This window comes from Oceanisphaera ostreae (genome assembly GCF_042676125.1).
Classification (GTDB): Bacteria; Pseudomonadota; Gammaproteobacteria; order Enterobacterales; family Aeromonadaceae; genus Oceanimonas; species Oceanimonas ostreae.
In genome coordinates this window covers 150,416-173,163 of sequence record NZ_JBHTJS010000058.1, presented here as the reverse complement: position 1 = coordinate 173,163, position 22,748 = coordinate 150,416, and the positions used below count along the sequence as shown (strand labels likewise).

At 49.6% G+C, this 22,748-nt stretch carries 22 protein-coding genes; 17 read left to right on the top strand and 5 right to left on the bottom strand.

Features of this window, described 5'->3' with window-relative positions; all coding sequences use genetic code 11:
- Positions 1 to 325 precede the first annotated feature (325 nt).
- The 12 genes from parE (at position 326) to hemB (ending at position 11,849) form a co-directional block, all read left to right on the top strand.
- Entirely contained in the window at positions 326 to 2,221 is a 1,896-nt protein-coding gene (gene parE, locus ACFQ1C_RS14460) for a DNA topoisomerase IV subunit B (RefSeq protein ID WP_379559378.1), read from the top strand.
- A 13-nt stretch (positions 2,222 to 2,234) separates the two neighbouring features.
- Positions 2,235 to 4,505: a DNA topoisomerase IV subunit A gene (parC, locus tag ACFQ1C_RS14455; RefSeq protein ID WP_379559377.1), complete on the top strand. Its 2,271-nt coding sequence runs from the start codon at positions 2,235 to 2,237 to the stop codon at positions 4,503 to 4,505.
- A 91-nt stretch (positions 4,506 to 4,596) separates the two neighbouring features.
- The gene (locus ACFQ1C_RS14450) at positions 4,597 to 4,797 is read left to right on the top strand and encodes a tautomerase family protein (RefSeq protein WP_379559376.1); all 201 of its coding nucleotides are present in this window, start codon (positions 4,597 to 4,599) and stop codon (positions 4,795 to 4,797) included.
- Positions 4,798 to 5,089: 292 nt separating this feature from the next.
- Complete coding sequence (gene crcB, locus ACFQ1C_RS14445; RefSeq protein ID WP_379559375.1) at positions 5,090 to 5,476, top strand: fluoride efflux transporter CrcB; 387 nt, start codon at positions 5,090 to 5,092, stop codon at positions 5,474 to 5,476.
- A gap of 57 nt (positions 5,477 to 5,533) precedes the next feature.
- On the top strand, positions 5,534 to 6,289 hold the full coding sequence (ubiE, locus tag ACFQ1C_RS14440) for a bifunctional demethylmenaquinone methyltransferase/2-methoxy-6-polyprenyl-1,4-benzoquinol methylase UbiE (RefSeq protein ID WP_379559374.1): 756 nt from the start codon (positions 5,534 to 5,536) through the stop codon (positions 6,287 to 6,289).
- Positions 6,289 to 6,909, top strand: a complete 621-nt coding sequence (locus tag ACFQ1C_RS14435) for a ubiquinone biosynthesis accessory factor UbiJ (protein ID WP_379559373.1) — start codon at positions 6,289 to 6,291, stop codon at positions 6,907 to 6,909. The genes ubiE and ACFQ1C_RS14435 overlap by 1 nt, the downstream gene beginning before the upstream one ends.
- On the top strand, positions 6,906 to 8,543 hold the full coding sequence (gene ubiB, locus ACFQ1C_RS14430) for a ubiquinone biosynthesis regulatory protein kinase UbiB (protein ID WP_379559372.1): 1,638 nt from the start codon (positions 6,906 to 6,908) through the stop codon (positions 8,541 to 8,543). The genes ACFQ1C_RS14435 and ubiB overlap by 4 nt, the downstream gene beginning before the upstream one ends.
- A gap of 75 nt (positions 8,544 to 8,618) precedes the next feature.
- The gene (tatA, locus tag ACFQ1C_RS14425) at positions 8,619 to 8,885 is read left to right on the top strand and encodes a Sec-independent protein translocase subunit TatA (protein ID WP_379559371.1); all 267 of its coding nucleotides are present in this window, start codon (positions 8,619 to 8,621) and stop codon (positions 8,883 to 8,885) included.
- Positions 8,886 to 8,887: 2 nt separating this feature from the next.
- Positions 8,888 to 9,247, top strand: coding sequence for a Sec-independent protein translocase protein TatB (gene tatB / locus ACFQ1C_RS14420; protein WP_379559370.1), 360 nt, complete (start codon positions 8,888 to 8,890; stop codon positions 9,245 to 9,247).
- Positions 9,248 to 10,006: a twin-arginine translocase subunit TatC gene (gene tatC, locus ACFQ1C_RS14415; RefSeq protein ID WP_379559369.1), complete on the top strand. Its 759-nt coding sequence runs from the start codon at positions 9,248 to 9,250 to the stop codon at positions 10,004 to 10,006. It begins immediately after the preceding gene.
- Positions 10,003 to 10,782, top strand: coding sequence for a TatD family hydrolase (locus ACFQ1C_RS14410; protein ID WP_379559368.1), 780 nt, complete (start codon positions 10,003 to 10,005; stop codon positions 10,780 to 10,782). The genes tatC and ACFQ1C_RS14410 overlap by 4 nt, the downstream gene beginning before the upstream one ends.
- A 29-nt stretch (positions 10,783 to 10,811) precedes the next feature.
- Entirely contained in the window at positions 10,812 to 11,849 is a 1,038-nt protein-coding gene (hemB, locus tag ACFQ1C_RS14405; RefSeq protein ID WP_379559367.1) for a porphobilinogen synthase, read from the top strand.
- A gap of 181 nt (positions 11,850 to 12,030) precedes the next feature.
- Here hemB and gppA read toward each other — a convergent pair whose 3' ends face one another.
- Both gppA and rhlB read right to left on the bottom strand, forming a co-directional pair.
- Positions 12,031 to 13,518: a guanosine-5'-triphosphate,3'-diphosphate diphosphatase gene (gene gppA, locus ACFQ1C_RS14400; protein WP_379559366.1), complete on the bottom strand. Its 1,488-nt coding sequence runs from the start codon at positions 13,516 to 13,518 to the stop codon at positions 12,031 to 12,033.
- A gap of 5 nt (positions 13,519 to 13,523) precedes the next feature.
- Complete coding sequence (rhlB, locus tag ACFQ1C_RS14395) at positions 13,524 to 14,831, bottom strand: ATP-dependent RNA helicase RhlB (RefSeq protein WP_379559365.1); 1,308 nt, start codon at positions 14,829 to 14,831, stop codon at positions 13,524 to 13,526.
- A 116-nt stretch (positions 14,832 to 14,947) separates the two neighbouring features.
- Here rhlB and trxA point away from each other — a divergent pair, with 116 nt between their 5' ends.
- The 4 genes from trxA to fre all read left to right on the top strand — a co-directional run bounded on the left by trxA (position 14,948) and on the right by fre (position 19,041).
- Positions 14,948 to 15,274, top strand: coding sequence for a thioredoxin TrxA (gene trxA / locus ACFQ1C_RS14390; RefSeq protein ID WP_379559364.1), 327 nt, complete (start codon positions 14,948 to 14,950; stop codon positions 15,272 to 15,274).
- A 188-nt stretch (positions 15,275 to 15,462) separates the two neighbouring features.
- Positions 15,463 to 16,728, top strand: coding sequence for a transcription termination factor Rho (gene rho / locus ACFQ1C_RS14385; protein ID WP_379559363.1), 1,266 nt, complete (start codon positions 15,463 to 15,465; stop codon positions 16,726 to 16,728).
- A 112-nt stretch (positions 16,729 to 16,840) separates the two neighbouring features.
- A complete protein-coding gene (gene ubiD / locus ACFQ1C_RS14380) occupies positions 16,841 to 18,340 on the top strand; it encodes a 4-hydroxy-3-polyprenylbenzoate decarboxylase (protein WP_379559362.1) in 1,500 nt (499 codons plus the stop codon).
- A gap of 2 nt (positions 18,341 to 18,342) precedes the next feature.
- Positions 18,343 to 19,041: an NAD(P)H-flavin reductase gene (gene fre, locus ACFQ1C_RS14375; protein ID WP_379559361.1), complete on the top strand. Its 699-nt coding sequence runs from the start codon at positions 18,343 to 18,345 to the stop codon at positions 19,039 to 19,041.
- A gap of 281 nt (positions 19,042 to 19,322) precedes the next feature.
- Here the strand turns inward: fre and ACFQ1C_RS14370 are convergent, their stop codons facing one another.
- From ACFQ1C_RS14370 to ilvY, 3 genes are all read right to left on the bottom strand, one after another.
- A complete protein-coding gene (locus tag ACFQ1C_RS14370) occupies positions 19,323 to 19,499 on the bottom strand; it encodes a hypothetical protein (protein WP_379559360.1) in 177 nt (58 codons plus the stop codon).
- Positions 19,480 to 19,794, bottom strand: coding sequence for a ubiquinone biosynthesis accessory factor UbiK (gene ubiK / locus ACFQ1C_RS14365; protein ID WP_379559359.1), 315 nt, complete (start codon positions 19,792 to 19,794; stop codon positions 19,480 to 19,482). Before ubiK ends, ACFQ1C_RS14370 begins: the two co-directional genes overlap by 20 nt.
- Positions 19,795 to 19,949: 155 nt before the next feature.
- Positions 19,950 to 20,834 carry an HTH-type transcriptional activator IlvY gene (gene ilvY / locus ACFQ1C_RS14360; RefSeq protein WP_379559358.1) on the bottom strand — a complete coding sequence of 295 codons (885 nt, stop codon included), beginning with the start codon at positions 20,832 to 20,834 and terminating at the stop codon, positions 19,950 to 19,952.
- A gap of 258 nt (positions 20,835 to 21,092) precedes the next feature.
- On the opposite strand from ilvY, the gene ilvC reads away from it, so the two are divergent.
- Positions 21,093 to 22,580 carry a ketol-acid reductoisomerase gene (ilvC, locus tag ACFQ1C_RS14355; protein WP_379559357.1) on the top strand — a complete coding sequence of 496 codons (1,488 nt, stop codon included), beginning with the start codon at positions 21,093 to 21,095 and terminating at the stop codon, positions 22,578 to 22,580.
- Positions 22,581 to 22,748: the final 168 nt, after the last annotated feature.

Genomic DNA, 22,748 nt, shown 5'->3' with positions numbered 1-22,748 from the left:
AACGGAATCCACGGAAGAACACGGAAGAACACGGAAAAATAGTGATCAGATCTGAAAAAGACCTTAGGGGGTAAGGGCTAAACCATCAGATAGGGCTTCTAGCACTTACCAATAACAAGCTTTTATCTTGGTCACTCGTCGATCTTATCTCAGCTTAATTTTTCCGCGCCTTCCGTGTTCTTCCGTTACAAAAGTAGCTCTGGCTCTAGATCTTAGTTTTTCTCTTCAACATTACCACTCGGCACTGCTCTTCATCCTTAAAGCTGACATCCCATAGCGGTAGGTAGTAAGATGCCGCCACGCATTCTGATTATTTAGGGTCAACATGACATCCAGTCAATATACTGCTGATGCTATTGAGGTACTCAATGGCCTAGAGCCGGTGCGTCGTCGCCCTGGTATGTATACCGACACTACGCGCCCTAATCACCTCGGCCAAGAGGTCATCGACAACAGTGTTGATGAAGCCCTCGCCGGCCATGCCAGCAAAATTGAAGTGATTCTGCACCCAGATCAATCGCTGGAAGTGATCGACAATGGTCGTGGTATGCCGGTTGATATTCACCCAGAAGAAGGTATTTCTGGCGTAGAGCTAATTTTTACTAAACTGCATGCGGGCGGTAAGTTTTCTAATAAAAACTACCAGTTCTCTGGCGGTTTGCACGGCGTGGGTATTTCTGTAGTGAGCGCTTTGAGCTCGCGGTTGGATGTAAGCATACGACGTGCCGGCCAAGTGTATGAAATGGCTTTTGAGCACGGTAACAAGGTGAGCGAACTCACCGTTACCGGCACGTGCGGCCAACGCAATACCGGCACTCGAGTGCACTTTTGGCCTGACGCCAGCTACTTTGATTCCCCCAAGTTCTCGGTGACGCGCCTTAAGCACTTACTAAAAGCCAAGGCAGTATTGTGCCCAGGCCTGACGCTGCGTTTCGTCGATAAAGTCAACGATGAAACCACCGAGTGGTATTACGAAGACGGCTTACAGGATTATCTGGTTGAGTCAGTAAAAGATTATACCTGCCTGCCTGAGATCCCCTTTGTCGGTAATTTTAGTGCCGAATTTTCGGCGGCCGAATGGGCGCTCACGTGGTTGCCCGATGGTGGCGAAGGCATAGGCGAAAGCTATGTTAACCTAATCCCCACTACCCAAGGCGGCACCCACGTTAACGGCTTACGCCAAGGTCTTTTGGATGCTATGCGCGAGTTTTGTGAGTTTAGAAACTTGTTGCCGCGCGGCGTAAAATTAACGCCCGACGATATCTGGGAGCGTTGCGCTTATATTCTGTCGGTTAAAATGCAAGACCCGCAGTTTGCTGGCCAAACCAAAGAACGATTGTCGTCACGCCAAAGCTCGGCATTTGTGTCGGGCGTGGTCAAAGACGCTTTTAGCTTGTGGCTAAACCAGCATACTGAGCTGGCCGAGCAAATTGCCGAGCTGTGTATCAGCAGCGCTCAGCGTCGCTTGCGTCAAGCGAAAAAAGTAGTGCGTAAAAAGGTCACTCAAGGGCCAGCCTTACCGGGAAAATTGACCGACTGTGCTTGTTCGGATCCGATGCGTGGCGAATTGTTCTTAGTAGAGGGTGATTCGGCGGGCGGCAGTGCTAAACAGGCTCGAGACCGTGAATTTCAGGCCATTATGCCGCTGCGCGGTAAAATTCTGAATACTTGGGAAGTCGATTCAGGCCAAGTGCTTGCTTCACAAGAAGTACACGATATTTCGGTCGCTATTGGCCTGGATCCCGACTCGACGGATCTCACTGATTTACGCTACGGCAAAATCTGTATTTTGGCGGATGCGGACTCGGACGGTTTACATATTGCCACACTACTGTGTGCCTTATTTGTGCGCCACTTTCGTCACTTAGTTGAACAAGGGCATGTGTACGTGGCGATGCCGCCTTTGTACCGTATCGATATCGGTAAAGAGCTGCATTACGCGCTCGATGACGGTGAACGAGATGGCATATTAGAGCGCATTAAAGCCGAAAAGAAACGCGGCAAAATACAGGTCACCCGCTTTAAGGGCTTGGGCGAAATGAACCCCAAGCAACTGCGCGAAACCACGCTAGATCCGAACACTCGTAGACTGGTGCAGCTGACGGTGGATGATATGGAAGCCACCGAAACCTTAATGGATATGCTGCTGGCTAAGAAGCGCTCCAGTGATCGTCGTGAATGGCTAGAAACCAAGGGTAACTTGGTCGATCCCCTGGCCTGAGGAAAGAAATTAAATGAGTACTAACGATTTTACGATGGAAGGCGTCGAGCGCCTACCCATGCACACCTTTACCGAGCAGGCATACCTCAACTATTCCATGTATGTGATCATGGACCGCGCCTTGCCACACATTGGTGATGGTCTTAAGCCAGTACAGCGGCGTATTATTTACGCCATGAGCGAGTTAGGATTATCGGCCAGCTCTAAGCATAAAAAGTCGGCCCGCACCGTGGGCGACGTACTGGGTAAGTATCACCCGCACGGTGATTCGGCCTGTTACGAAGCCATGGTTTTGATGGCCCAGCCGTTTTCTTATCGTTATCCACTGGTGGACGGCCAAGGTAACTGGGGGGCGCCGGACGATCCTAAGTCGTTTGCCGCCATGCGTTATACGGAAGCGCGTTTGTCGCGCTACGCCGAACTGTTGCTCTCAGAACTTGGCCAAGGCACGGTCGAATGGATCCCCAACTTCGATGGCACCATGAACGAGCCGCGGGTGCTGCCTGCGCGCTTGCCGCACATTTTGATGAATGGCATTACCGGCATAGCGGTAGGCATGGCCACCGACATTCCGCCTCATAATATTCGCGAGCTGGCAGCGGCCTGTGTGCATTTGCTAGATAACTCTAAGGCCAACGTGGCCGAGCTAATGCAGTTTGTGCAAGGGCCCGACTATCCGACTGATGCCGAGATCATCACGCCGCGCGCAGATATTCAAAAAATTTATGAAACCGGCCGCGGCAGTATCAAAATGCGCGCCGTGTATGAAATGGAGCAGGGCGACATTGTGGTTACCGCCTTGCCCCATCAGGCCAGTAGCGGCAAGATCCTAGAGCAAATCGCCGCGCAAATGCAGGCCAAGAAGCTGCCGATGGTGGCCGATTTACGCGATGAGGCGGATCATGAAAACCCGACGCGCTTGGTGATCATCCCGCGCTCAAATCGAGTTGATGTTGAGCAGCTGATGCAGCATTTATTTGCCAGCACCGATCTTGAAAAAAGCTATCGCGTTAACTTGAATATGCTGGGGCTGAATAGCAAGCCGCAGGTAAAAGCCCTCGATGTAATTTTAAGCGAATGGTTGGTCTTTCGTCGCCAAACCGTGCGTAACCGCTTGCAGTATCGATTAGACAGAGTAGAAGCTCGGCTGCACATTTTGGATGGTTTGCTGGCCGCGTTTTTAAACATCGATGAAGTGATTGAGATAATTCGTCGCGAAGACGAACCCAAGCCGGTGTTAATGGCGCGCTTTGAGCTTACTGAGATCCAAGCAGAAGCTATCTTAGACCTGAAGTTACGCCACTTGGCCAAGTTAGAAGAAATGAAGATCCGTGGTGAACAAGACGAGCTGGCCGCCGAGCGTGATAAGTTAGCCTTGTTGCTCGGATCTGAGCGCCGTTTAAGCACCTTGATTAGAAAAGAAATATTGGCCGATGCCGAAAAGTTTGGTGACGATCGTCGCTCGCCACTGATCGAGCGTAGCGAGGCCAAAGCACTAAGTGAAAAAGAGCTGATCCCCAGTGAGTCGGTAACCGTCGTGCTTTCAGAAAAAGGCTGGATCCGTTCGGCCAAGGGACACGATGTAGATGGCGCCAGCTTGAGTTATCGCGCTGGCGACAGCTTCTTATCGGCGGCCAATGGTCGCAGCAATCAAATGGCGGTGTTCATATCCAGCATCGGACGTGGTTACGGTCAAGATGCTCACGGCTTGCCATCGGCGCGGGGTCAAGGCGAACCACTCACCGGCCGCTGTAGTTTAAGCCCCGGCGAGCAGCCGAGCTTCGTATTAATGGGCGAAGATGAGCGATTGTTCTTGCTCGCATCCGATGCGGGTTACGGCTTCGTCTGCCGCTTTGGTGATATGGTCAGTCGTAATAAAAACGGCAAGGCGCTGCTCACTGTGCCAAAGGGTGGCTTGGTGTTAAAACCGGTAGCCATCGACCAGCTCGAGAGTAGCCAGTGCTTAGCGGTCACCAATGAAGGCCGTATGCTGTTGTTCCCGCTGCAAGACTTACCGTTACTCAGTAAGGGTAAAGGCAATAAGATTATCGGCATTACTGGTGCCAAGGTGCAAGCACGCGAAGACTTCATCAAACAGGTAGTGGTGGTGCCAGCAGGGGCCAGCGTTACCTTGCATGCGGGCAAGCGCAAGCTCACTCTCAAGCCCAACGATTTAGCTCACTATCAAGGCGAACGCGGCCGCCGCGGCGCCTTACTACCCCGCGGTTTACAGCGAGTAGATAGCTTAGAAGTTGAAAACATATTAGCGGGCAATGAAGAGTAAATAGCGAAGGTGAGCTGGGTCTGCGCAAGTTGACTCAGCTCACCTTTTTTACTGTAATGACGGCCTATTTTAGTACTGAAAGGAATCCAGAATGCCGATTTTGAATATTGCATTAATTGCAGGCCGTAGTAACGAGCAAAAAGAAGCGTTGATTAAAGAAGTGACCGATGCCTGTGTGAAAGCGCTCGATGTGAAACCCGAAACCGTTCGTATCTTGCTGCAAGATATTGCCGCTCAAGACTTTGGCGTGGCGGGTGAGTCGGTGCGAGTCAAGCGCGAGCGTTTAGCTTAACGAGCTTGCTATTAGCAGGGTAGCTACCCTGCTAATACTGTCCCCTGCGGGTAGCTGTAAGGCGCCAGCATTAAGTGATCTGCTATATAAATCAGCCCGAGAGCTGTCAAAAATCAGAAACTTAGCCTTCGGCTTGGTTTCGCTTTTTCTTTTGTTCTTCAACTTACAGCCTATAGCTTACGGCTGTAAGCGGTGTCTCATCCTCACGTCTTATTCTAATGTCGGTAGGCTTTTGTGGCTGCTAGGCGTAAACTGACTCCCTATTTTTTGTCGTTAACTGCTTGGCCTACGCATGAAAACCCTGTTATTTATCGCACTCGGTGGTGCTTTAGGTGCCACGTTACGCTTTGGCATTACGGACTTAATGGCGCGGTTATTAGGCCGTTCATTTCCTTACGGCACCTTAACGGTGAACCTGCTGGGCTCTCTGGTAATGGGCTGTGTATTTATTTTGGTGCAACAACAAATAGTGAATGCTCATAGCTGGCGGCCGTTTGTAATGGTCGGCATGTTAGGTGCCCTCACGACCTTTTCATCCTTTTCACTGGATAGCTTATTATTACTTGAGCAAGGTCAATGGCTTAAAGCGATGTTGAATGTGTGCCTTAATGTGGTTTGTTGTATCATAGTGACCTATTTGGGCATGCAGATAACGACCAGCGTATTGGCTTCTCGTTAGTCTAGGCCACGCATTTGCAGTACACTCACTTACTTTGATTTTATAGGTGCCCCCAGCATGTCAGAACAAGACAAGTCGACGACTCACTTCGGTTATAAGACGATAGAAGCTAACGAAAAAGAGCAGATGGTCGCCGGCGTATTTCATTCGGTAGCGGCGAAGTACGATTTGATGAATGACCTTATGTCGTTTGGTGTTCATCGACTGTGGAAACGTTTTACGGTTGATTGTTCTGGCATTCGCAAAGGGCAAAAAGTGTTGGATCTGGCGGGAGGCACTGGTGATTTAACCGCTAAGTTTTCGCGCATTGTGGGCGAAACGGGGCAGGTGGTGTTGGCCGATATTAATGATTCCATGCTAAAAGTGGGCCGCGACAAGCTAAGAAATAAAGGCTTGGGCAGTAATATTGCTTACGTGCAGGCGAATGCCGAACAATTACCCTTTCCTGATAATCATTTCGATTTAATAACCATCGCTTTTGGTCTGCGTAATGTGACCGATAAAGACAAGGCGTTGGCCTCTATGCAGCGCGTGCTTAAGCCCGGTGGTCGTTTGTTGGTGCTGGAGTTTTCTAAGCCGCAGCACGAAATTATGAATAAGCTATATGATTTCTATTCATTTAATATTCTGCCTAAAGTGGGCAGCTTAGTGGCCAAAGACAGCGACAGCTATCAGTATTTGGCAGAGTCTATCCGTATGCATCCCGATCAAGAAACCTTGAAGAGCATGATGGAGCAGGCCGGGTTAGAGCAAGTGGAATACTTCAATCTAACCGATGGCGTAGTGGCACTGCATCGCGGGTTTAAATTCTGATGAAATCACTGTTGCGGCCCTTGCTCAATGGCACTATTGAAACGGCGTTTAATCGTTTTATACGCCAAGACGGCGAACGATTGAAGAAGATGGCACCATTGCAAGGCAAGGTGCTGCAGCTGACGATCACCGATGTTGCGAGTCTCTATTTGCTATTTTCTGGTGATAGGCTGGCCGTGTTACAGCAATATGAAGGTGCGCTAGACAGCCACCTGAGTTTGTCATTGAATGCACTGGGTTTATTAAAAGACAAAAGCCTATTGATGCAGTACATCCGTGACGGACGTATTGACCTGCAGGGCGACCCTACGCCGTGGCAGGATTTTTCTGCGTTACTTAAAGACCCCACCCTCGATATAGAAGGCTGGCTGGCTTCTTATACCGGAGATATTGCCGCGCACCTGCTGTGCCGCCACGGTGGAGAGCTTAAAGCCGGATTAGCCCGCCGAGCATTAGGCTTGCGTGATCAGCTTGGCGATTATGTGCGTGAAGAAGCGCGGCTGGCGGTGGGACCTTTAGAGTTGGCTGATTTTAATGACGAGGTAGTCGAGTTACATAAAGCCATGTTGCGACTAGAGCAGCGACTGGCGACGCTAACAGATAAGGTTAGGCATTCATGAAAAAGTGGCGTGAGTTGGTTCGACTCTATCAAATTGGCAAAACGTTGTTCGACTACGGACTGGACGAACTTATTCCGGCTCGGCTACAAATATGGCCGGCACGCATTGCCAGAAAAAGCCTATTTTGGCTGAAAAATCGTCACCCAGACTTATCTCGAGGCGAACGCATACGGCTCGCATTTGAGGAGCTTGGCCCGGTATTTATTAAGTTTGGCCAGATGCTGTCGACACGCCGAGACTTGCTGCCACCGGATATCGCCGCAGAGTTGGCGCTGTTGCAAGACAGAGTGCCACCGTTTGACGGTCGCTTGGCGCGTAAACAAATAGAAGCCAGCCTAGGTGCGCCTATTGGCGAACTATTTGATGACTTTGATGAAACACCGCTGGCATCGGCCTCTATTGCTCAAGTGCACACCGCGCGTTTAAAAAGTGGCGAAGAAATCGTTATTAAGGTGATCCGGCCGAGTATTTATAACGTTATTGAAGCCGATGTGAGTTTAATGCACTCCATGGCCAGCCTCATCACGCGGCTTGTGCCGGAACGTAGCCGTCGGTTTCGGCCAATTGAAGTAGTAGAAGAATATCGCAAGACCCTATTTGATGAGTTAAACCTGTTACGCGAAGCGGCGAATGCCATTCAACTGCGTCGTAACTTTGAAGGCTCTCGTACTCTGTATGTGCCCGAGATCTATACCAGTTATTGCCAAAAAGATGTACTGGTGATGGAGCGTATCTACGGTATTCCGGTGTCTGATATTGATGCTCTGGAAGCGAACGGCACTAACATGAAATTGTTAGCAGAGCGGGGCGTTGAGGTGTTTTTTACTCAGGTGTTTCGCGACAGCTTTTTTCATGCAGATATGCATCCCGGGAATATTTTCGTCTCTTATGAGCATCCAGAAGACCCGCAGTGGATTGGTATCGACTGCGGCATCGTTGGTACTCTAAATAAAGACGATAAACGCTATCTTGCAGAAAACTTTTTAGCTTTTTTCAACCGAGATTACCGCAAAGTTGCCGAGCTGCATGTGGAGTCTGGCTGGGTACCTGCGGATACTAAAATAGAAGAATTTGAGTCGGCGATTCGTACCGTGCTGGAGCCTATCTTTGAGAAGCCACTCTCAGAAATATCCTTTGGTCATGTGTTGCTGAACCTGTTTAATACCGCGCGCCGTTTTAATATGGCGGTGCAGCCGCAGTTGGTGCTATTACAGAAAACGCTGCTTTATGTAGAAGGTGTTGGCCGCCAGCTCTATCCACAACTGGACTTATGGAAAACGGCTAAACCGTTTTTAGAAGAATGGATGCAGCGTCAAGTAGGTTACAAGGCGGTGATCAACGCGGTAAAAGAAAAAGCGCCGTTTTGGGCCGAAAAATTGCCAGAATTACCCGAGCTGGTTTATGACGCGTTACGCCAAGCCAAGATGCAGCAGCACCAAGTGCAAGGGCTGTATCAGCAGTTTGCACAGCAGAATAAGAAGCAAGGCAAAGGGCGGTTTTTGTTAGCCATGGGAGCGTCGCTGTTATTGGCCAGTACCTTGTTGTTAGGAATGGATAAAACGGAGTGGGCCATGTCTGGTTTGATACTCACTTTGGTTGTATGGTTGTTAGGTTGGCAAAAAATCGCACGTTAATTTGATCTGGTATCAAGGCATTGTCATTAAGGTCGGATATCATGTTGTTTTATTTTCGATATAGGAAAGTGGATTATGGGTAACATCGGTATATGGCAATTATTGATAGTGGTATTGATAGTCGTACTTTTATTCGGCACTAAAAAATTACGCGGTATGGGTAGCGACTTGGGCTCGGCAGTTAAGGGCTTTAAAAAGGCGATGGGCGACGACGATAAAAACGGTGAGAAAGACCAGCAAGATGCTGACTTCAAGCAAGCGTCTTTATCTGAAAAGAAAGATGAATCAGAGATCATCACGCCTAAAGAACAGGAAAAAAACAAAGATAATGATCGAGTGTAATCATGTTTGATATCGGTTTCTGGGAGCTGGTGGTTATAGCCGTAGTCGGGCTTTTGGTGTTAGGGCCAGAGCGGCTGCCGACGGCGATCAGAACCGTCTCTCGATTTTTTAAAACCATAAAAACCACGGCTAATGCGGTGAAAACTGAGCTTGCTCAGGAATTACGCATGGATGAGCTGCATCAAGACCTAAAAAAAGCCGAGCAGCTCAATATGAAAAAACTGAGCCCAGAGCTACAAGAGTCTATTGATCAGCTCAAAGATGCAGCAGACTCTGTGACGCGGCCATATGAAAAGAAAGCGGCCCCCACGGATAAAAGCGATCAGGATCCGTCTTCTCAAGCACCGCAGGATAAATCTTAAATGAACAAAATACATCAGCCACTTATCAGTCATTTAGTGGAGCTGCGGGGCCGCCTGTTACGGGCATTCGCCGCCATTGTGCTGGTCTTTGTGGCCTTGGTGTATTTTGCCAACGACATTTACAGTATTTTAGCCGAACCTTTGCTACGACAGTTGCCCGAAGGCACCAGTATGATCGCCACTGGCGTGGCAACGCCATTTTTAACACCGATGAAACTGACTTTAATAGTGGCGTTTTTTTTGGCCATTCCTTATGTGCTGTATCAGGTGTGGGCGTTTATTGCGCCTGGGTTGTATAAGCACGAAAAGCGGTTGATTGCGCCACTGGTATTTTCTAGTGCGCTACTGTTTTATGCGGGCGCGGCCTTTGCTTACTTTGTGGTGTTCCCACTGGCGTTTGCTTTTTTTACTAAGATGGCCCCAGCAGGCGTAACCATTGCCACCGACATTGCCAGTTATCTCGACTTTGTATTGGGGCTGTTTATCGCCTTCGGTATTGCCTTTGAGATCCCCATTGCCACCATTTTATTATGTTGGACAGGGGTGACCACACCTAAAGACTTGGCCAGCAAACGCGCTTATGTGATTGTGGTGGTCTTTATTGTGGGTATGCTGCTGACGCCGCCGGACATTATTTCTCAGACCTTGCTGGCCATTCCCATGTGGCTGCTATTTGAAGTAGGCGTGTTCTTTGCGCGCTTCTATACCCGACCCACAGACGACGAAGATAACGAAGCAGAGCAGGATCAAGCGTCATGATTGATATTGGGGTTAACTTAACCAATAGCCAGTTTGACCATGACAGAGACCAAGCAATAGCACGCGCTAAAGCAGCGGGAGTGTCAGGGCTGATCCTTACCGGTACCAACGTGGCAGAAAGCCAAGCGGTAGCCGACTATGCCGCTACTGAGTCTGGTTTTTGCTACGCCACCGCCGGTGTACATCCACACGATGCCAAAACCTTCGAGGCACACACGCTAACCGAGCTACGAGCACTTGCCGTACGCCCCGAAGTAGTGGCTATTGGCGAGTGTGGGCTGGATTTTAACCGTGACTTTTCGCCGCGCCCCCAGCAAGAGTCGGCGTTTGAGGCACAGCTTGAATTGGCCGCCGAATTACAGCTACCGGTATTTATGCATTGTCGAGATGCGCATCAGCGCTTTATGGACATTCTCACGCCTTGGCGTTCTAAGTTACCCGCGGCAGTACTGCATTGCTTTACTGGTAATGAGGCCGAATTGCGAGATTGTCTTGCGCTCGATTTGCACATTGGCATTACCGGCTGGATTTGTGACGAGCGTCGTGGCCAAGAGTTGCAGCAGCTGGTGTCGCTTATACCCGCTAATCGATTAATGATAGAAACCGACAGCCCGTATTTGCTGCCACGAGATTTACCCAAAAAGCCCAGTGGGCGGCGTAATGAGCCCGCTAACTTAGCGCATATCGCACGCCGTATTGCCTCCTGTCGGGGCGACAATCCCGACGCGCTGATTGCTGCAGCCACAGCGACCAGTCGCGCCTTTTTCCGTATTTAAGCCCTTTCAGGACTAATTTAGGAGTAACTATGACTCAACAAATATTTGGTGGTTTTCATTCCCGTCGTCTACGACGTACTCGTAAGAACGACTTTAGCCGTCGTTTGGTACGTGAAAATACCTTAACGGTTGATGATCTTATTTATCCGGTATTTGTACTGCCCGGCCAGGGCCGTCGCGAAGCCGTTGAGTCTATGCCGGGCATCGATCGCTTATCCATCGATTTACTGTTAGAAGAAGCCGCCGAATTGGTCACGCTAGGTGTGCCGTTAATTGCGCTATTCCCAGTAGTGGACGCCAACCAGAAAACCCTGATGGCCGAAGAGGCATACAACCCAGAGGGCTTGGCACAAGAAGCGGTACGCGCACTGAAAGAAGCCTTTCCTGAGCTGGGAGTGATGACCGATGTAGCTCTGGATCCGTTTACGGTACACGGTCAAGACGGCATTTTAGACGACAATGGCTACGTGTTAAACGACATTACCACAGAGGTATTGGTAAAGCAGGCGCTCAGCCATGCACAGGCTGGTGCCGATATAGTGGCGCCGTCGGATATGATGGATGGCCGTATAGGCGCTATTCGCCAGGCACTGGAAGAAGCCGGCTTTATTAACACGCAGATTATGGCGTATTCCGCTAAGTATGCGTCTAACTATTACGGCCCATTCCGTGATGCGGTGGGCTCGGCGGCTAACCTGAAAGGCGCGAATAAGTCGACTTACCAGATGGACCCAGCTAACAGTGACGAAGCGCTGCAAGAAGTGGCGCTCGATATTGCAGAAGGCGCCGACAGCGTGATGGTTAAGCCGGGCATGCCGTATTTGGATGTGGTACGACGAGTGAAAGATCAGTTTGGCGTGCCTACCTTTGCTTATCAGGTGAGTGGCGAATACGCCATGCACATGGCAGCGATTCAAAATGGCTGGTTGAAAGAGCGCGAAACGGTGATGGAATCCTTAATGTGCTTCAAGCGCGCCGGTGCCGACGGCATCCTGACTTACTTTGCCAAGCGCGTAGCCACCTGGCTGAAAGAAGAGCAGCTGGCCAAATACGCAGATAAAAAGTAATTATTCTGGTATTCGAAAACGATAAAGGCGCCGAGAGGCGCCTTTTTTGATCTTATGAAACGGTGAAGAGAGGACGAGCCAAAGACCGACACAAAACCGAGAACCTGACGAAGACGGTAACAATACAAAACACTGTGTTTAGCTTTAACTTACGGCGTATGACGTACCGCGTACAGCTTGGTTAACGCTCTTCAATCACCAACGGCCAACCCATCTCAGTTTGGCGCTGAGCTTCTTGCTGTAGCTCATTGGCGCGCAGGTGGTGAGACTGACCCCAGTTGGTGGGTAATGTCAGCGTGAGCTGTACCCCTTGGGTAGTAAGCTGAAACTCAGGCACAGTGCCGCGGGTGCGGCGCAAGCATAAAATAATGGCGAGGCGTAATAACCGCGCCAGCAAAATCGCCTGCTCGGGGGCAATGGCACTTTGCTGCTCTAGTGTTGCTAGCTGAAACGTATCGCGTTGATTCAGTAGCAAGGCACCCAGTAGCTGTTTTTGTGCGGTAGTGAAACCGGGTAAGTCGATATGATGAATGATGTAGGCGGCATGCTCAGGCGCACGCTTGTACTCTATGCACAAACCCAGCTCGTAGAATAAGGCAGACCAGGCCAGCATGGGCTTGGCCGTCGTATCTAATGGCTGACTGCTGGCTACTTGCTGCAATGCAGCTAGGGCGGTGTTACGCACCCGCTCAGCTTGCTCTCGGTCGAGTTGATAACGACTGATCAGGCTATCTGCAGTGCGCTCGCGGGCATCGCACTCTTGGCGTCGCCCTAACATGCCATACATTAATCCTTCACGCAGCGCGCCTCCCGCCAGCACCATGTTTTCGATGGCTAACAAGTTGAACAAGGCAATAAGAATAGCCAAGCCCGATGGGAAAACACTAATGCGGTCGGCCTGTAAGCCGGGTAAGACAAGCTGGCTTATGTGTCCGCAGGCAATAACTTGCTGTTTAAGCGCGAGCAGCTTTTCTAGGGTAACGTGCTCATCTTGCCCTTGGTTAACCATGATTTCTTGAATGGCTTGTATGGTACCCGAGGCACCAATGCAGCCCTGCCAGCCCAGCTTCAAATAGGTGCTGGCCACGGGGGTGAGCACCGTGCGCGCAGCGGCAATGGCTTGCTCGAAGTTGGCGTCGGTTAAGGCTTCATCGGCAAAGTAGCGTGTTAGCCAAGTCACACAGCCCATATCTAGGCTGTTTAACAACTGGGCTGAGGTGCCTTCACCAATAATGAGTTCGGTGCTGGCACCGCCAATATCAATCACTAACCGCCGCCCAGTGCCTGATGACGTCCAGGACACACCTTCGTAGATGAGGGCAGCTTCTTCTTCACCAGAAATAATGCGCACCGGATGGCCGAGTATGGCCTCGGCTTGTGCTAAAAATACGTCAATATTGCGGGCGAGGCGTAAGGTCGCGGTGCCCACAATGCGAATATGGTCGGCGGGAATATCCTGCAATTGTTCGGCGAACAAGTGCAGGCAATCCCAGCCTCGTTGTAGCGTTGGAGCATCTAAGTTGCCGTCGGCTTGTAAGCCGGCGGCAAGACGTACTTTACGCTTTATTTTAGCCACGGTACGGCTGGCACCTGCCACCTCGTGTACCACCAGCATATGAAAGCTGTTTGAGCCTAAATCGATGGCGGCATATAGGGCGGCATTGTTCATGTTGTTTAGCTCTGCCCGCTTTGAGTGCGACGGTGGCGATTCTGTCCACCAGGTCGACGCTGGCCACTACCCTGACTGCCCCGGTTGTTGCGGTTGGTATGAGCTCTGTGGTGGTGAATGTGCGTTGGCGTTGCTACATCACTCAGCAAATGGTTACTGTCATAGTTGCTGACCGAAATGTCATGCTCAATGTAGGCTTCTATCGCCGGCAGATTAAACACATACTCTTCACAGGCAAAACTGATAGAACAGCCACTCGCACCGGCACGACCGGTACGGCCAATGCGATGTACGTAGTCTTCCGCGTCGTCGGGTAAGTCATAGTTAAAGACGTGGCTCACGTTGGGAATATGCAAGCCTCGTGCGGCGACATCGGTAGCCACTAAAATATCAAGCGCGCCGCTGGTGAAGTCTTCCAAAATAGCCATGCGTTTGCGTTGTGGCACATCACCGGTGAGCAGCCCTACGCGGTGGCCATCAGCCTCTAACCAGCCATGTACTTTTTCACAGCTGTGCTTGGTGTTGGAAAATACGATGGCTTTATCGGGCCATTCGTTTTCCATCAGGGTCAGCAACAGCAACATCTTGTCTTCTTGTGCTGGGTAGAATAGTTCTTCTTTGATACTGATGCCGGTTTTTCGCTCAGGCTCAATCGCTACGTGCTCTGGGCTGTTCATATGCTCATAAGCAAGCTCTTGCACCCGCAGTGACAGCGTAGCAGAAAACAGCATATTGATGCGCTGTGCAGCGGGTGGCATGCGACGGAATAAAAACCGAATATCTTTGATAAAGCCCAGATCAAACATCCGATCCGCTTCATCTAGCACCACCACTTGAATGGCACCCATATCGATCACCTGCTTTTTCAAGAAGTCGATGATGCGACCCGTGGTGCCGATTAAAATATCGACGCCGGCGTTTAATACTGCGGTTTGTTCTTCGTAGCCTTCGCCGCCATAAGCTAGACCTAGCTTTAATCCGGTGCTCTCACTTATGGTGTCGGCATCGTTATAAATCTGCACTGCCAGCTCGCGCGTGGGGGCCATGATGATGGCTCTTGGCTGATTGAGTTGGCGATGTTCAGGAATCGGTGTGGTTAATAGGTGATTAAAAGTGGCCGCAAGAAAGGCGATGGTTTTACCCGTTCCCGTCTGGGCTTGCCCAGCGATATCTTGGCCCGCAATTAAATGGGGTAACGACAGCGCCTGTATTGGCGTGCAGTTGTGAAATCCTTTTGCGTCCAATCCGGTGACAACTTGAGGTTGTAGACCCAATTGGGCAAACTTTACGTCTGTTAAATGTGTTTTGCTCATAATGTTCAGAATATCAGGTTAGGCTTGCAATAATAAACAGGATCATTTGAAATAGGGCAACTAAATTGCCTTAACGTTGAGTGTTGGGGCTTAAAACAACTGAATTGGAGTTGGTGATGAGTGACAAAATTGTTCAGCTGACCGATGCCAGCTTCGAAGCTGACGTCGTTAAAGCCAATGGTCCAGTATTAGTCGATTTTTGGGCTGAGTGGTGTGGACCTTGTAAGATGATCGCCCCTATTCTGGCTGAAGTAGCCGAAGAGTATGAAGGCAAGGTGACGGTAGCGAAGCTAAATATCGACCAAAATGCTGAGACCCCGCCAAAATTTGGCATTCGTGGTATCCCTACTTTGTTGCTGTTTAAAAACGGTGAAGTAGCGGCCACCAAAGTAGGCGCGCTGTCTAAGAGCCAGTTAAAAGAGTTTTTAGACGCTAACCTGTAATGCTAAAAAAGAGGTGCGCAAGGCACCTCTTTTTGTTTTTGCTAGACTGCATTAGATTTTGGTGCTAGTTTAATAATCGTTTGTTAATCCACATTTGTGCCAATTTAACGGCCCTGCAATTTTAAGTCTCACTCCAGCAGACTTTTTTCCTCCTAATTACATATCCTGGTTGATAGAAACCCACCACTATGAATCTGACTGAACTCAAGAATACCCCCGTTTCTGAGCTAGTAAAGCTTGGAGAAACAATGGGCTTGGAAAACCTCGCCCGTTTACGTAAGCAAGACATCATTTTCGCTATCCTCAAGGCGCATGCTAAAGGTGGTGCAGATATCTTTGGCAACGGCGTGCTGGAGATATTACAAGATGGTTTTGGCTTTTTGCGCAGTGCCGACTCTTCTTATTTGGCAGGGCCTGACGATATTTATGTCTCACCCAGTCAGATTCGTCGTTTCAATTTGCGCACCGGTGATACTATCTCCGGCAAAATACGCCCACCCAAAGATGGTGAACGCTATTTTGCACTGCTAAAAATTAACGAAGTTAACTACGACCGCCCCGAAAACGCCCGCAATAAAATTCTGTTTGAAAATTTAACGCCTCTGCATGCCGACGAACGCATGAAAATGGAACGCGGTAATGGCTCAACAGAAGATATTACGGCTCGGGTACTGGATTTAGCATCGCCGATTGGTAAAGGTCAGCGTGGCTTAATTGTAGCGCCGCCTAAGGCTGGTAAGACGATGCTGCTGCAAAATATTGCGCAAAGCATTGCCTATAACCACCCTGAGTGTGTGTTGATTGTGTTGCTGATTGATGAGCGTCCCGAAGAAGTAACCGAGATGCAGCGTATGGTAAAAGGCGAAGTTATCGCCTCTACCTTCGATGAGCCCGCCCAGCGCCACGTGCAAGTGGCCGACATGGTGATTGAAAAAGCCAAACGCTTAGTTGAACATAAGAAAGACGTAGTGATTTTGCTCGACTCTATTACTCGTCTGGCTCGTGCCTACAACACGGTTGTACCGTCTTCAGGTAAGGTATTAACCGGCGGTTTGGACGCGAATGCGCTGCACAGACCTAAACGTTTCTTTGGTGCGGCACGTAATGTAGAAGAGGGCGGCAGTCTGACCATTATTGCCACCGCACTGGTAGACACCGGCTCTAAGATGGATGAAGTTATCTATGAGGAGTTTAAAGGTACCGGTAACATGGAACTGCACTTGTCGCGCAAAATTGCCGAGAAGCGGATCTACCCAGCCATCGACATTACGCGCTCAGGCACCCGACGTGAAGAGCTACTCACCACGGCAGACGAACTGCAAAAGATGTGGATCTTGCGCAAAATCGTCCACCCTATGGGTGAGAGCGACAGCATCGAGTTCTTGATTGATAAGTTGGCGATGACTAAAACTAACGACGAATTCTTTGATGCCATGAAACGCCAGCAAAAATAAGCGTAACATGCCTAAAAGCCGCGGCCGGTCCGCGGCTTTTTTATTGCCCGATACAAGCCCAGTTGAACAGGGTATAATCTTTGATATTAGTCGATGCTCTTGGAATAAACCTATGAAATATAAGGACTTGCGTGACTTTATTGCGCAGCTCGAAGCTCAGGGCGAACTCAAGCGTATTCAGCATGAAATCGACCCATATCTGGAAATGACCGAAATTTGTGATCGCACGCTCAAGGCGGGCGGTCCGGCGCTATTATTTGAAAACCCTAAAGGTTTTGATATGCCGGTGCTGGGCAATTTGTTTGGTACACCCAAACGAGTAGCCATGGGTATGGGGCAGCAAGATGTTGATTCGTTACGTGAAGTGGGGCGCTGGTTATCTTATTTAAAAGAGCCAGAGCCGCCCAAAGGCCTGAAAGAGCTGATGGAAAAACTGCCTATTTTTAAGCAAGTGCTGAATATGCCGACCAAACGGCTAAAAAAAGCGCCTTGCCAAGAAATCGTGCTAGAAGGCGATCAGGTTGATCTCACCAAGTTACCCATTCAGCATTGCTGGCCCGATGATGCCGCGCCGCTTATTACTTGGGGGCTGACCATTACGCGTGGTCCTTACAAAAAGCGGCAAAACCTTGGTATTTATCGCCAGCAATTACTGGGCAAAAACAAAGTTATTATGCGCTGGCTCAGCCATCGCGGTGGCGCGTTAGACTTTCGTGAATGGCAAGAAGCCAATCCGGGCCAGCCATATCCGGTAGCTGTGGCACTGGGCGCCGATCCGGCGACCATTCTCGGCGCCGTCACACCGGTGCCTGATACGCTGTCGGAATATGCGTTTGCCGGTTTATTGCGTGGTAGTCGTACCGAAGTGGTTAAGTGCATCGGCAGTGATTTAGATGTGCCGGCCAGCGCCGAAATCGTGCTTGAAGGCTTTATTTATCCCGATGAAATGGCACCAGAAGGGCCTTATGGCGATCACACCGGCTATTACAACGAGATTGATGAGTTTCCGGTATTTACCGTAGAGCGTATTACTCGTCGTAAAGATGCGATTTACCATTCGACCTATACCGGACGGCCACCGGATGAACCGGCTATTTTGGGTGTGGCACTGAATGAGGTCTTCGTACCCATTCTACAAAAGCAGTTTCCCGAGATAGTCGACTTCTATTTACCGCCCGAGGGCTGCTCGTATCGTATGGCGGTGGTCACCATTAAGAAACAGTATCCGGGTCATGCCAAACGGGTAATGCTCGGTGTTTGGTCATATTTACGCCAATTTATGTACACCAAGTTTGTTATTGTCTGCGATGATGATATTAATGCTAGAGACTGGAACGATGTAATTTGGGCCATTACTACCCGAATGGACCCTGCGCGCGATACTACCTTAATTGAGCACACCCCCATCGACTATTTGGACTTTGCCTCGCCGGTATCTGGCCTAGGCTCCAAAATGGGAATGGATGCCACTAATAAGTGGCCCGGTGAAACCGACAGAGAATGGGGCGTTCCAATTGTGATGCCCGACGAAATAATACACAGAGTCGATGACTTATGGGATCAGCTCGGGATCCTCGACTCCAGTACTAAACAGAGTGAACTCAAAGGATAGTCATGCAGAACGTAACATGTAGTGTGGAAGCCCTAGAAGAAATGGTCGATACCCTGTGGTATGTGCGGTTAAAGCCGGAATTACCCGTAGATTTTCTTCCTGGCCAATATTTGTTGGTGGTCATGGCAGATGACGATAAACGTCCTTTTTCTATTGCTAACACCATGAATGACGAAGGGGTGTTAGAAATGCACATTGGTGCCACTCCCGATAATACCTATGCCATGCAGGTGCTAAAGCGCATGCAAGACCAAGGTCAAATTGAGGTGCAGTTGCCAGCAGGCAAGGCGCATTTGCGAGAAGGCTCTCCCCACCCTGTGATCTTAATCGCCGGTGGCACTGGCTTTGCTTACACTCGCTCTATTTTGCAGCAGATGATCGTTGATGGCTTGCGCCAGCCAGTCTTTTTATACTGGGGTGTGCGTTTTGCAGACCAGCTGTATGCAGATGAAGAAATGAAAACCTGGGCCGCCGAGCATTCAGAGTTTACCTATGTGCCGGTGGTTCAAAATAATGATGAATCTTGGCAGGGACGCTCCGGCTTGGTGCATGACGCGATTATGAGTGACTTCGTTAGCTTGTCTGATTATGACGTCTATATTGCCGGGCGTTTTGAAATGGCCGGCGTGGCGCGCGAAGCGTTCAAAGAAAAAGGTATCAATCCAGAGCAGTTATTTGGCGATGCTTACGAGTTTATTTAAGCCAGTACGTTACAACAAGGCCTGTACCTTAGGCTGATAGCGTAAACAAAAACGGCACCGGACAATAATTTGTCCGGTGCCGTTTTTATATGCGGGTCTGGTGTTACTTACCAAGACTAATACCAATCAGATTAGGTATTTGGTTAGGTGTTGGGTCGGAACTAGGAGGTAATACAGCCCCCTCTCATGGCACGCTACGAGTACATCCATGTAAGCTCGGACATGCCATCCTTGGCATTGTTCGGCCTTTACAGAGCAGCTCAACAGAGACTGTCACTTGCTCAGATTAGTATTATGGGTTCAAGATCTAGTGTCTTGATGGCATCTAGCGCCAGCTCAAACCGACCTTGCTGGCACAAACCCAACATACCGCCTTCTTCATACGCCGCGAGTGCCACTGCTAGGCAAGCCAGTCGCACTTGTTCTGCTAGCGCTAACTCAGCCTTGTTGTTTATCATCTAACGACTGCGCATTCTGACTGCCAGTTAACTTAGATTCTGCTGAATTACCGTCTAACTTACGCTCTATCAGCGCTAGCTTAGCTTCCATCTGGTTGATTTTTTCACGAGTGCGCAGCAAGACTTTGGTTTGCACATCAAACTCTTCTCGCGTCACCATATCCAGTTTACCTAATTGCGCCTGCAATACGGTACGAATGCGTTTTTCCGCTTCTTCGCCCATATTTTTAAGGCCGCTGGGCAGACTGCTTTGAATTTGTTTGGCGATGTCTTCTAATTTTTTAGGGTCTAACATGATGATCTCCTTAGGCTATGGCGACATTTTAGCCTTAATTAGTCGGCTACGTCAGCCTTTCAGGCAGCTGTACGTTATACGCCTTACGCTATACGTTAAAAAAGACGGTGTTGGCCTTTAACTTACGGCGTACGGCGTCAGACGTATAGCTTTCTTTAAACCGGTTCTAGTGCTGTTTGTTGGAAGGCTTGGATCAGTGGGTCATCGAGGCGTTTTTTCAATAAACAGACTCCTACTTCAATCGACTTAAGAGCAGGGCTGGCCGACAAAATACGTACTTTATCGCCCATCGGGCTGTGGTCGATCACTACGCGCGGTACCACACCAATGCCAAAGCCCAGTGCCACCATGCCAATAATGGCTTCGTTGCCTGCCACTTCTGCATAAATATTAGGGCTGACGCCTTTAGCTTTAAACCACTGGTTGGCGCGTTTTCTGGCTACGCCTTGCTCGGACACGATCACCGGTAGCTTTCGCCAATCGAGTGGTCGCAGCTCGAGTAATTCACTAACTGGGCCGGCTTGTGTGGGGGCGATAAATACCATGGGCACGGTTTGGAGATTAATAAAATGCACCTTAGCGGGTAGCGCATCGGGCCGAGCAGCAATGGCCAGCTCACTTTCATCATCTAATATCTTGTCGATGGCCAGCGCTGGGTCGCCGGTTTCGAGGCGAATTTCGAGCCTTGGGTAGCGGCTGCGAAAGCGTTCTAAAATACCGGGTAGCAAGAAGTAGCTTGCGGTGACCGAGCAATACACCCGCAGCCGACCTTGCAAGCTGTCATCCCCGTGTTTGAGTTCTTGCTTAAGGTGTTGCCAGTCGCTGAGCCAACCTACAGCAAATTGCTGTAGGCGTGCGCCCGCCGGTGTCAGTGACACGCTACGATTATCTCTTATCAACAGCTCGCTACCGGTATCTTGCTCTAGGCGTTGAATAGCACGGCTTAACGTTGAAGGGCTTACCGCCATGGCATCGGCGGTGTGGCCAAAGTGTAAACTCTGGCTTAAATGTACAAAGAGTTCTAGATGGCGAAAGTCCACGGTGGTTCCTTAAAACATAGCGCCAAGCGCCTGGCGCCCAGCACGAAGAAAAACCAAAGCGGTGTCTTATTTTAGCTGGGCGCTTGGTGCCTGGCGCTCGGCGCTGTATTTAACATTGCAAAAATCGCAACACTCTGTTTCGAATATATCATTTTAAGCAATGATGCGTCTGAGGTATAGTAGTTCTGTCGTCACCGCCAGCAACACACTTAAGCGGTGCAAAAATTTATCATCAATGAATTAATAGGAAGTTTATTCATGGCTAACAATTACTTTAATACCCTGACTTTGCGCGAGCAGCTTGAGCAACTGGGCAAGTGTCGCTTCATGCATCGCAACGAATTCGCTGATGGCTGTGATTACTTGAAAGGTAAAAAAGTAGTTATCGTCGGTTGTGGTGCTCAAGGCTTGAACCAAGGCTTGAACATGCGTGACTCAGGCTTAGACGTTGCCTATGCACTGCGCGACGAAGCCATCGCTGAAAAGCGTCAGTCTTATAAGCAAGCGACTGAGAACGGTTTTAAAGTAGGCACCTACCAAGAGCTGATCCCAACGGCTGACTTGGTAATGAACCTGACTCCTGACAAGCAGCACACCTCTGCCGTTAACGCCGTTATGCCGTTAATGAAAGAAGGCGCGACGCTGGGCTACTCACATGGCTTCAACATCGTTGAAGAAGGCATGCAGATCCGTAAAGACATTACCGTAGTAATGGTTGCTCCTAAGTGCCCTGGTACTGAAGTACGTGAAGAATATAAGCGTGGTTTCGGCGTACCTACACTGATTGCCGTGCACCCAGTAAACGATGCTAAAGGCGAAGGTTTGGCCATTGCTAAAGCATGGGCTTCTGCCACTGGTGGCGACCGTGCCGGTGTTCTTGAGTCTTCGTTTGTAGCCGAAGTTAAGTCTGACTTAATGGGTGAGCAAACTATTCTGTGTGGCATGCTGCAAGCCGGTGCTATTTTAGCTCACGACAAAATGCTATCCGACGGTATCGACGCCGGTTATGCAGGTAAATTGATTCAGTTCGGTTGGGAAACTATCACCGAAGCACTGAAGCAAGGCGGCATCACTAACATGATGGACCGTTTGTCTAACCCCGCTAAAATTAAAGCCTTCGACCTAGCTGAAGAGTTGAAAGAGCTGATGCGTCCATTGTTCAACAAGCACATGGATGACATCATTCAGGGCAACTTCTCTGCTGGCATGATGGCCGACTGGGCAAATGACGACAAAGACCTGCTGACTTGGCGTGAAGAAACTGCCGAAACTAGCTTCGAGCAGTATCCTGCAACAGACGTAGTAATCGACGAGCAAGAATACTTCGATAACGCGATTTTGTTGGTTGCCATGGTTAAAGCCGGTGTTGAGCTGGCGTTTGAAGCCATGACCGCATCAGGCATCATCGATGAGTCTGCTTACTACGAGTCTCTGCACGAACTGCCACTGATTGCTAACACCGTTGCGCGTAAGCGTTTGTACGAAATGAACGTAGTAATCTCCGATACTGCAGAGTACGGTAACTACCTGTTCGCTCACGCCGCTGTGCCTTTGTTACGCGAAAAGTTCATGCCTAACGTGAACACCGACGTAATCGGCAAGAGCTTCAAAGTTGCGTCTAACTCAGTTGATAACCGTCGCTTAATCGACGTGAACGAAGCCATTCGTAATCACCCAGTTGAGACCATCGGTAAGACCCTGCGTTCTTACATGACCGACATGCAAAACATCGCTGTTGGCGGTTAATCGCGAAATTTAAATAACGCGATATAAAAAAGAGAGCTTCGGCTCTCTTTTTTTGTTTGCCCAGCAAAGCTGGCAAACCCGATAGGCTGAAAGAGGCCTTATCACCCTGACTAAGGGGAAGATAATCCGAATGGCAAGGGCGTCACTGGCTAACGGTGGGGACTGAAG

What these genes read in the sequence shown, in the direction of transcription:
- ACFQ1C_RS14410 (WP_379559368.1), top strand. Translation starts at nt 10,003, where the DNA reads ATGATTGATATTGGGGTTAACTTAACCAATAGCCAGTTTGACCATGAC.
- parE (WP_379559378.1), top strand. Translation starts at nt 326, where the DNA reads ATGACATCCAGTCAATATACTGCTGATGCTATTGAGGTACTCAATGGC.
- ACFQ1C_RS14370 (WP_379559360.1), bottom strand. Translation starts at nt 19,499, where the DNA reads ATGATAAACAACAAGGCTGAGTTAGCGCTAGCAGAACAAGTGCGACTG.
- tatB (WP_379559370.1), top strand. Translation starts at nt 8,888, where the DNA reads ATGTTTGATATCGGTTTCTGGGAGCTGGTGGTTATAGCCGTAGTCGGG.
- ACFQ1C_RS14450 (WP_379559376.1), top strand. Translation starts at nt 4,597, where the DNA reads ATGCCGATTTTGAATATTGCATTAATTGCAGGCCGTAGTAACGAGCAA.
- tatC (WP_379559369.1), top strand. Translation starts at nt 9,248, where the DNA reads ATGAACAAAATACATCAGCCACTTATCAGTCATTTAGTGGAGCTGCGG.
- ubiD (WP_379559362.1), top strand. Translation starts at nt 16,841, where the DNA reads ATGAAATATAAGGACTTGCGTGACTTTATTGCGCAGCTCGAAGCTCAG.
- ilvC (WP_379559357.1), top strand. Translation starts at nt 21,093, where the DNA reads ATGGCTAACAATTACTTTAATACCCTGACTTTGCGCGAGCAGCTTGAG.
- fre (WP_379559361.1), top strand. Translation starts at nt 18,343, where the DNA reads ATGCAGAACGTAACATGTAGTGTGGAAGCCCTAGAAGAAATGGTCGAT.
- trxA (WP_379559364.1), top strand. Translation starts at nt 14,948, where the DNA reads ATGAGTGACAAAATTGTTCAGCTGACCGATGCCAGCTTCGAAGCTGAC.
- ubiE (WP_379559374.1), top strand. Translation starts at nt 5,534, where the DNA reads ATGTCAGAACAAGACAAGTCGACGACTCACTTCGGTTATAAGACGATA.
- hemB (WP_379559367.1), top strand. Translation starts at nt 10,812, where the DNA reads ATGACTCAACAAATATTTGGTGGTTTTCATTCCCGTCGTCTACGACGT.
- gppA (WP_379559366.1), bottom strand. Translation starts at nt 13,518, where the DNA reads ATGAACAATGCCGCCCTATATGCCGCCATCGATTTAGGCTCAAACAGC.
- rhlB (WP_379559365.1), bottom strand. Translation starts at nt 14,831, where the DNA reads ATGAGCAAAACACATTTAACAGACGTAAAGTTTGCCCAATTGGGTCTA.
- ubiB (WP_379559372.1), top strand. Translation starts at nt 6,906, where the DNA reads ATGAAAAAGTGGCGTGAGTTGGTTCGACTCTATCAAATTGGCAAAACG.
- crcB (WP_379559375.1), top strand. Translation starts at nt 5,090, where the DNA reads ATGAAAACCCTGTTATTTATCGCACTCGGTGGTGCTTTAGGTGCCACG.
- parC (WP_379559377.1), top strand. Translation starts at nt 2,235, where the DNA reads ATGAGTACTAACGATTTTACGATGGAAGGCGTCGAGCGCCTACCCATG.
- rho (WP_379559363.1), top strand. Translation starts at nt 15,463, where the DNA reads ATGAATCTGACTGAACTCAAGAATACCCCCGTTTCTGAGCTAGTAAAG.
- ubiK (WP_379559359.1), bottom strand. Translation starts at nt 19,794, where the DNA reads ATGTTAGACCCTAAAAAATTAGAAGACATCGCCAAACAAATTCAAAGC.
- tatA (WP_379559371.1), top strand. Translation starts at nt 8,619, where the DNA reads ATGGGTAACATCGGTATATGGCAATTATTGATAGTGGTATTGATAGTC.
- ACFQ1C_RS14435 (WP_379559373.1), top strand. Translation starts at nt 6,289, where the DNA reads ATGAAATCACTGTTGCGGCCCTTGCTCAATGGCACTATTGAAACGGCG.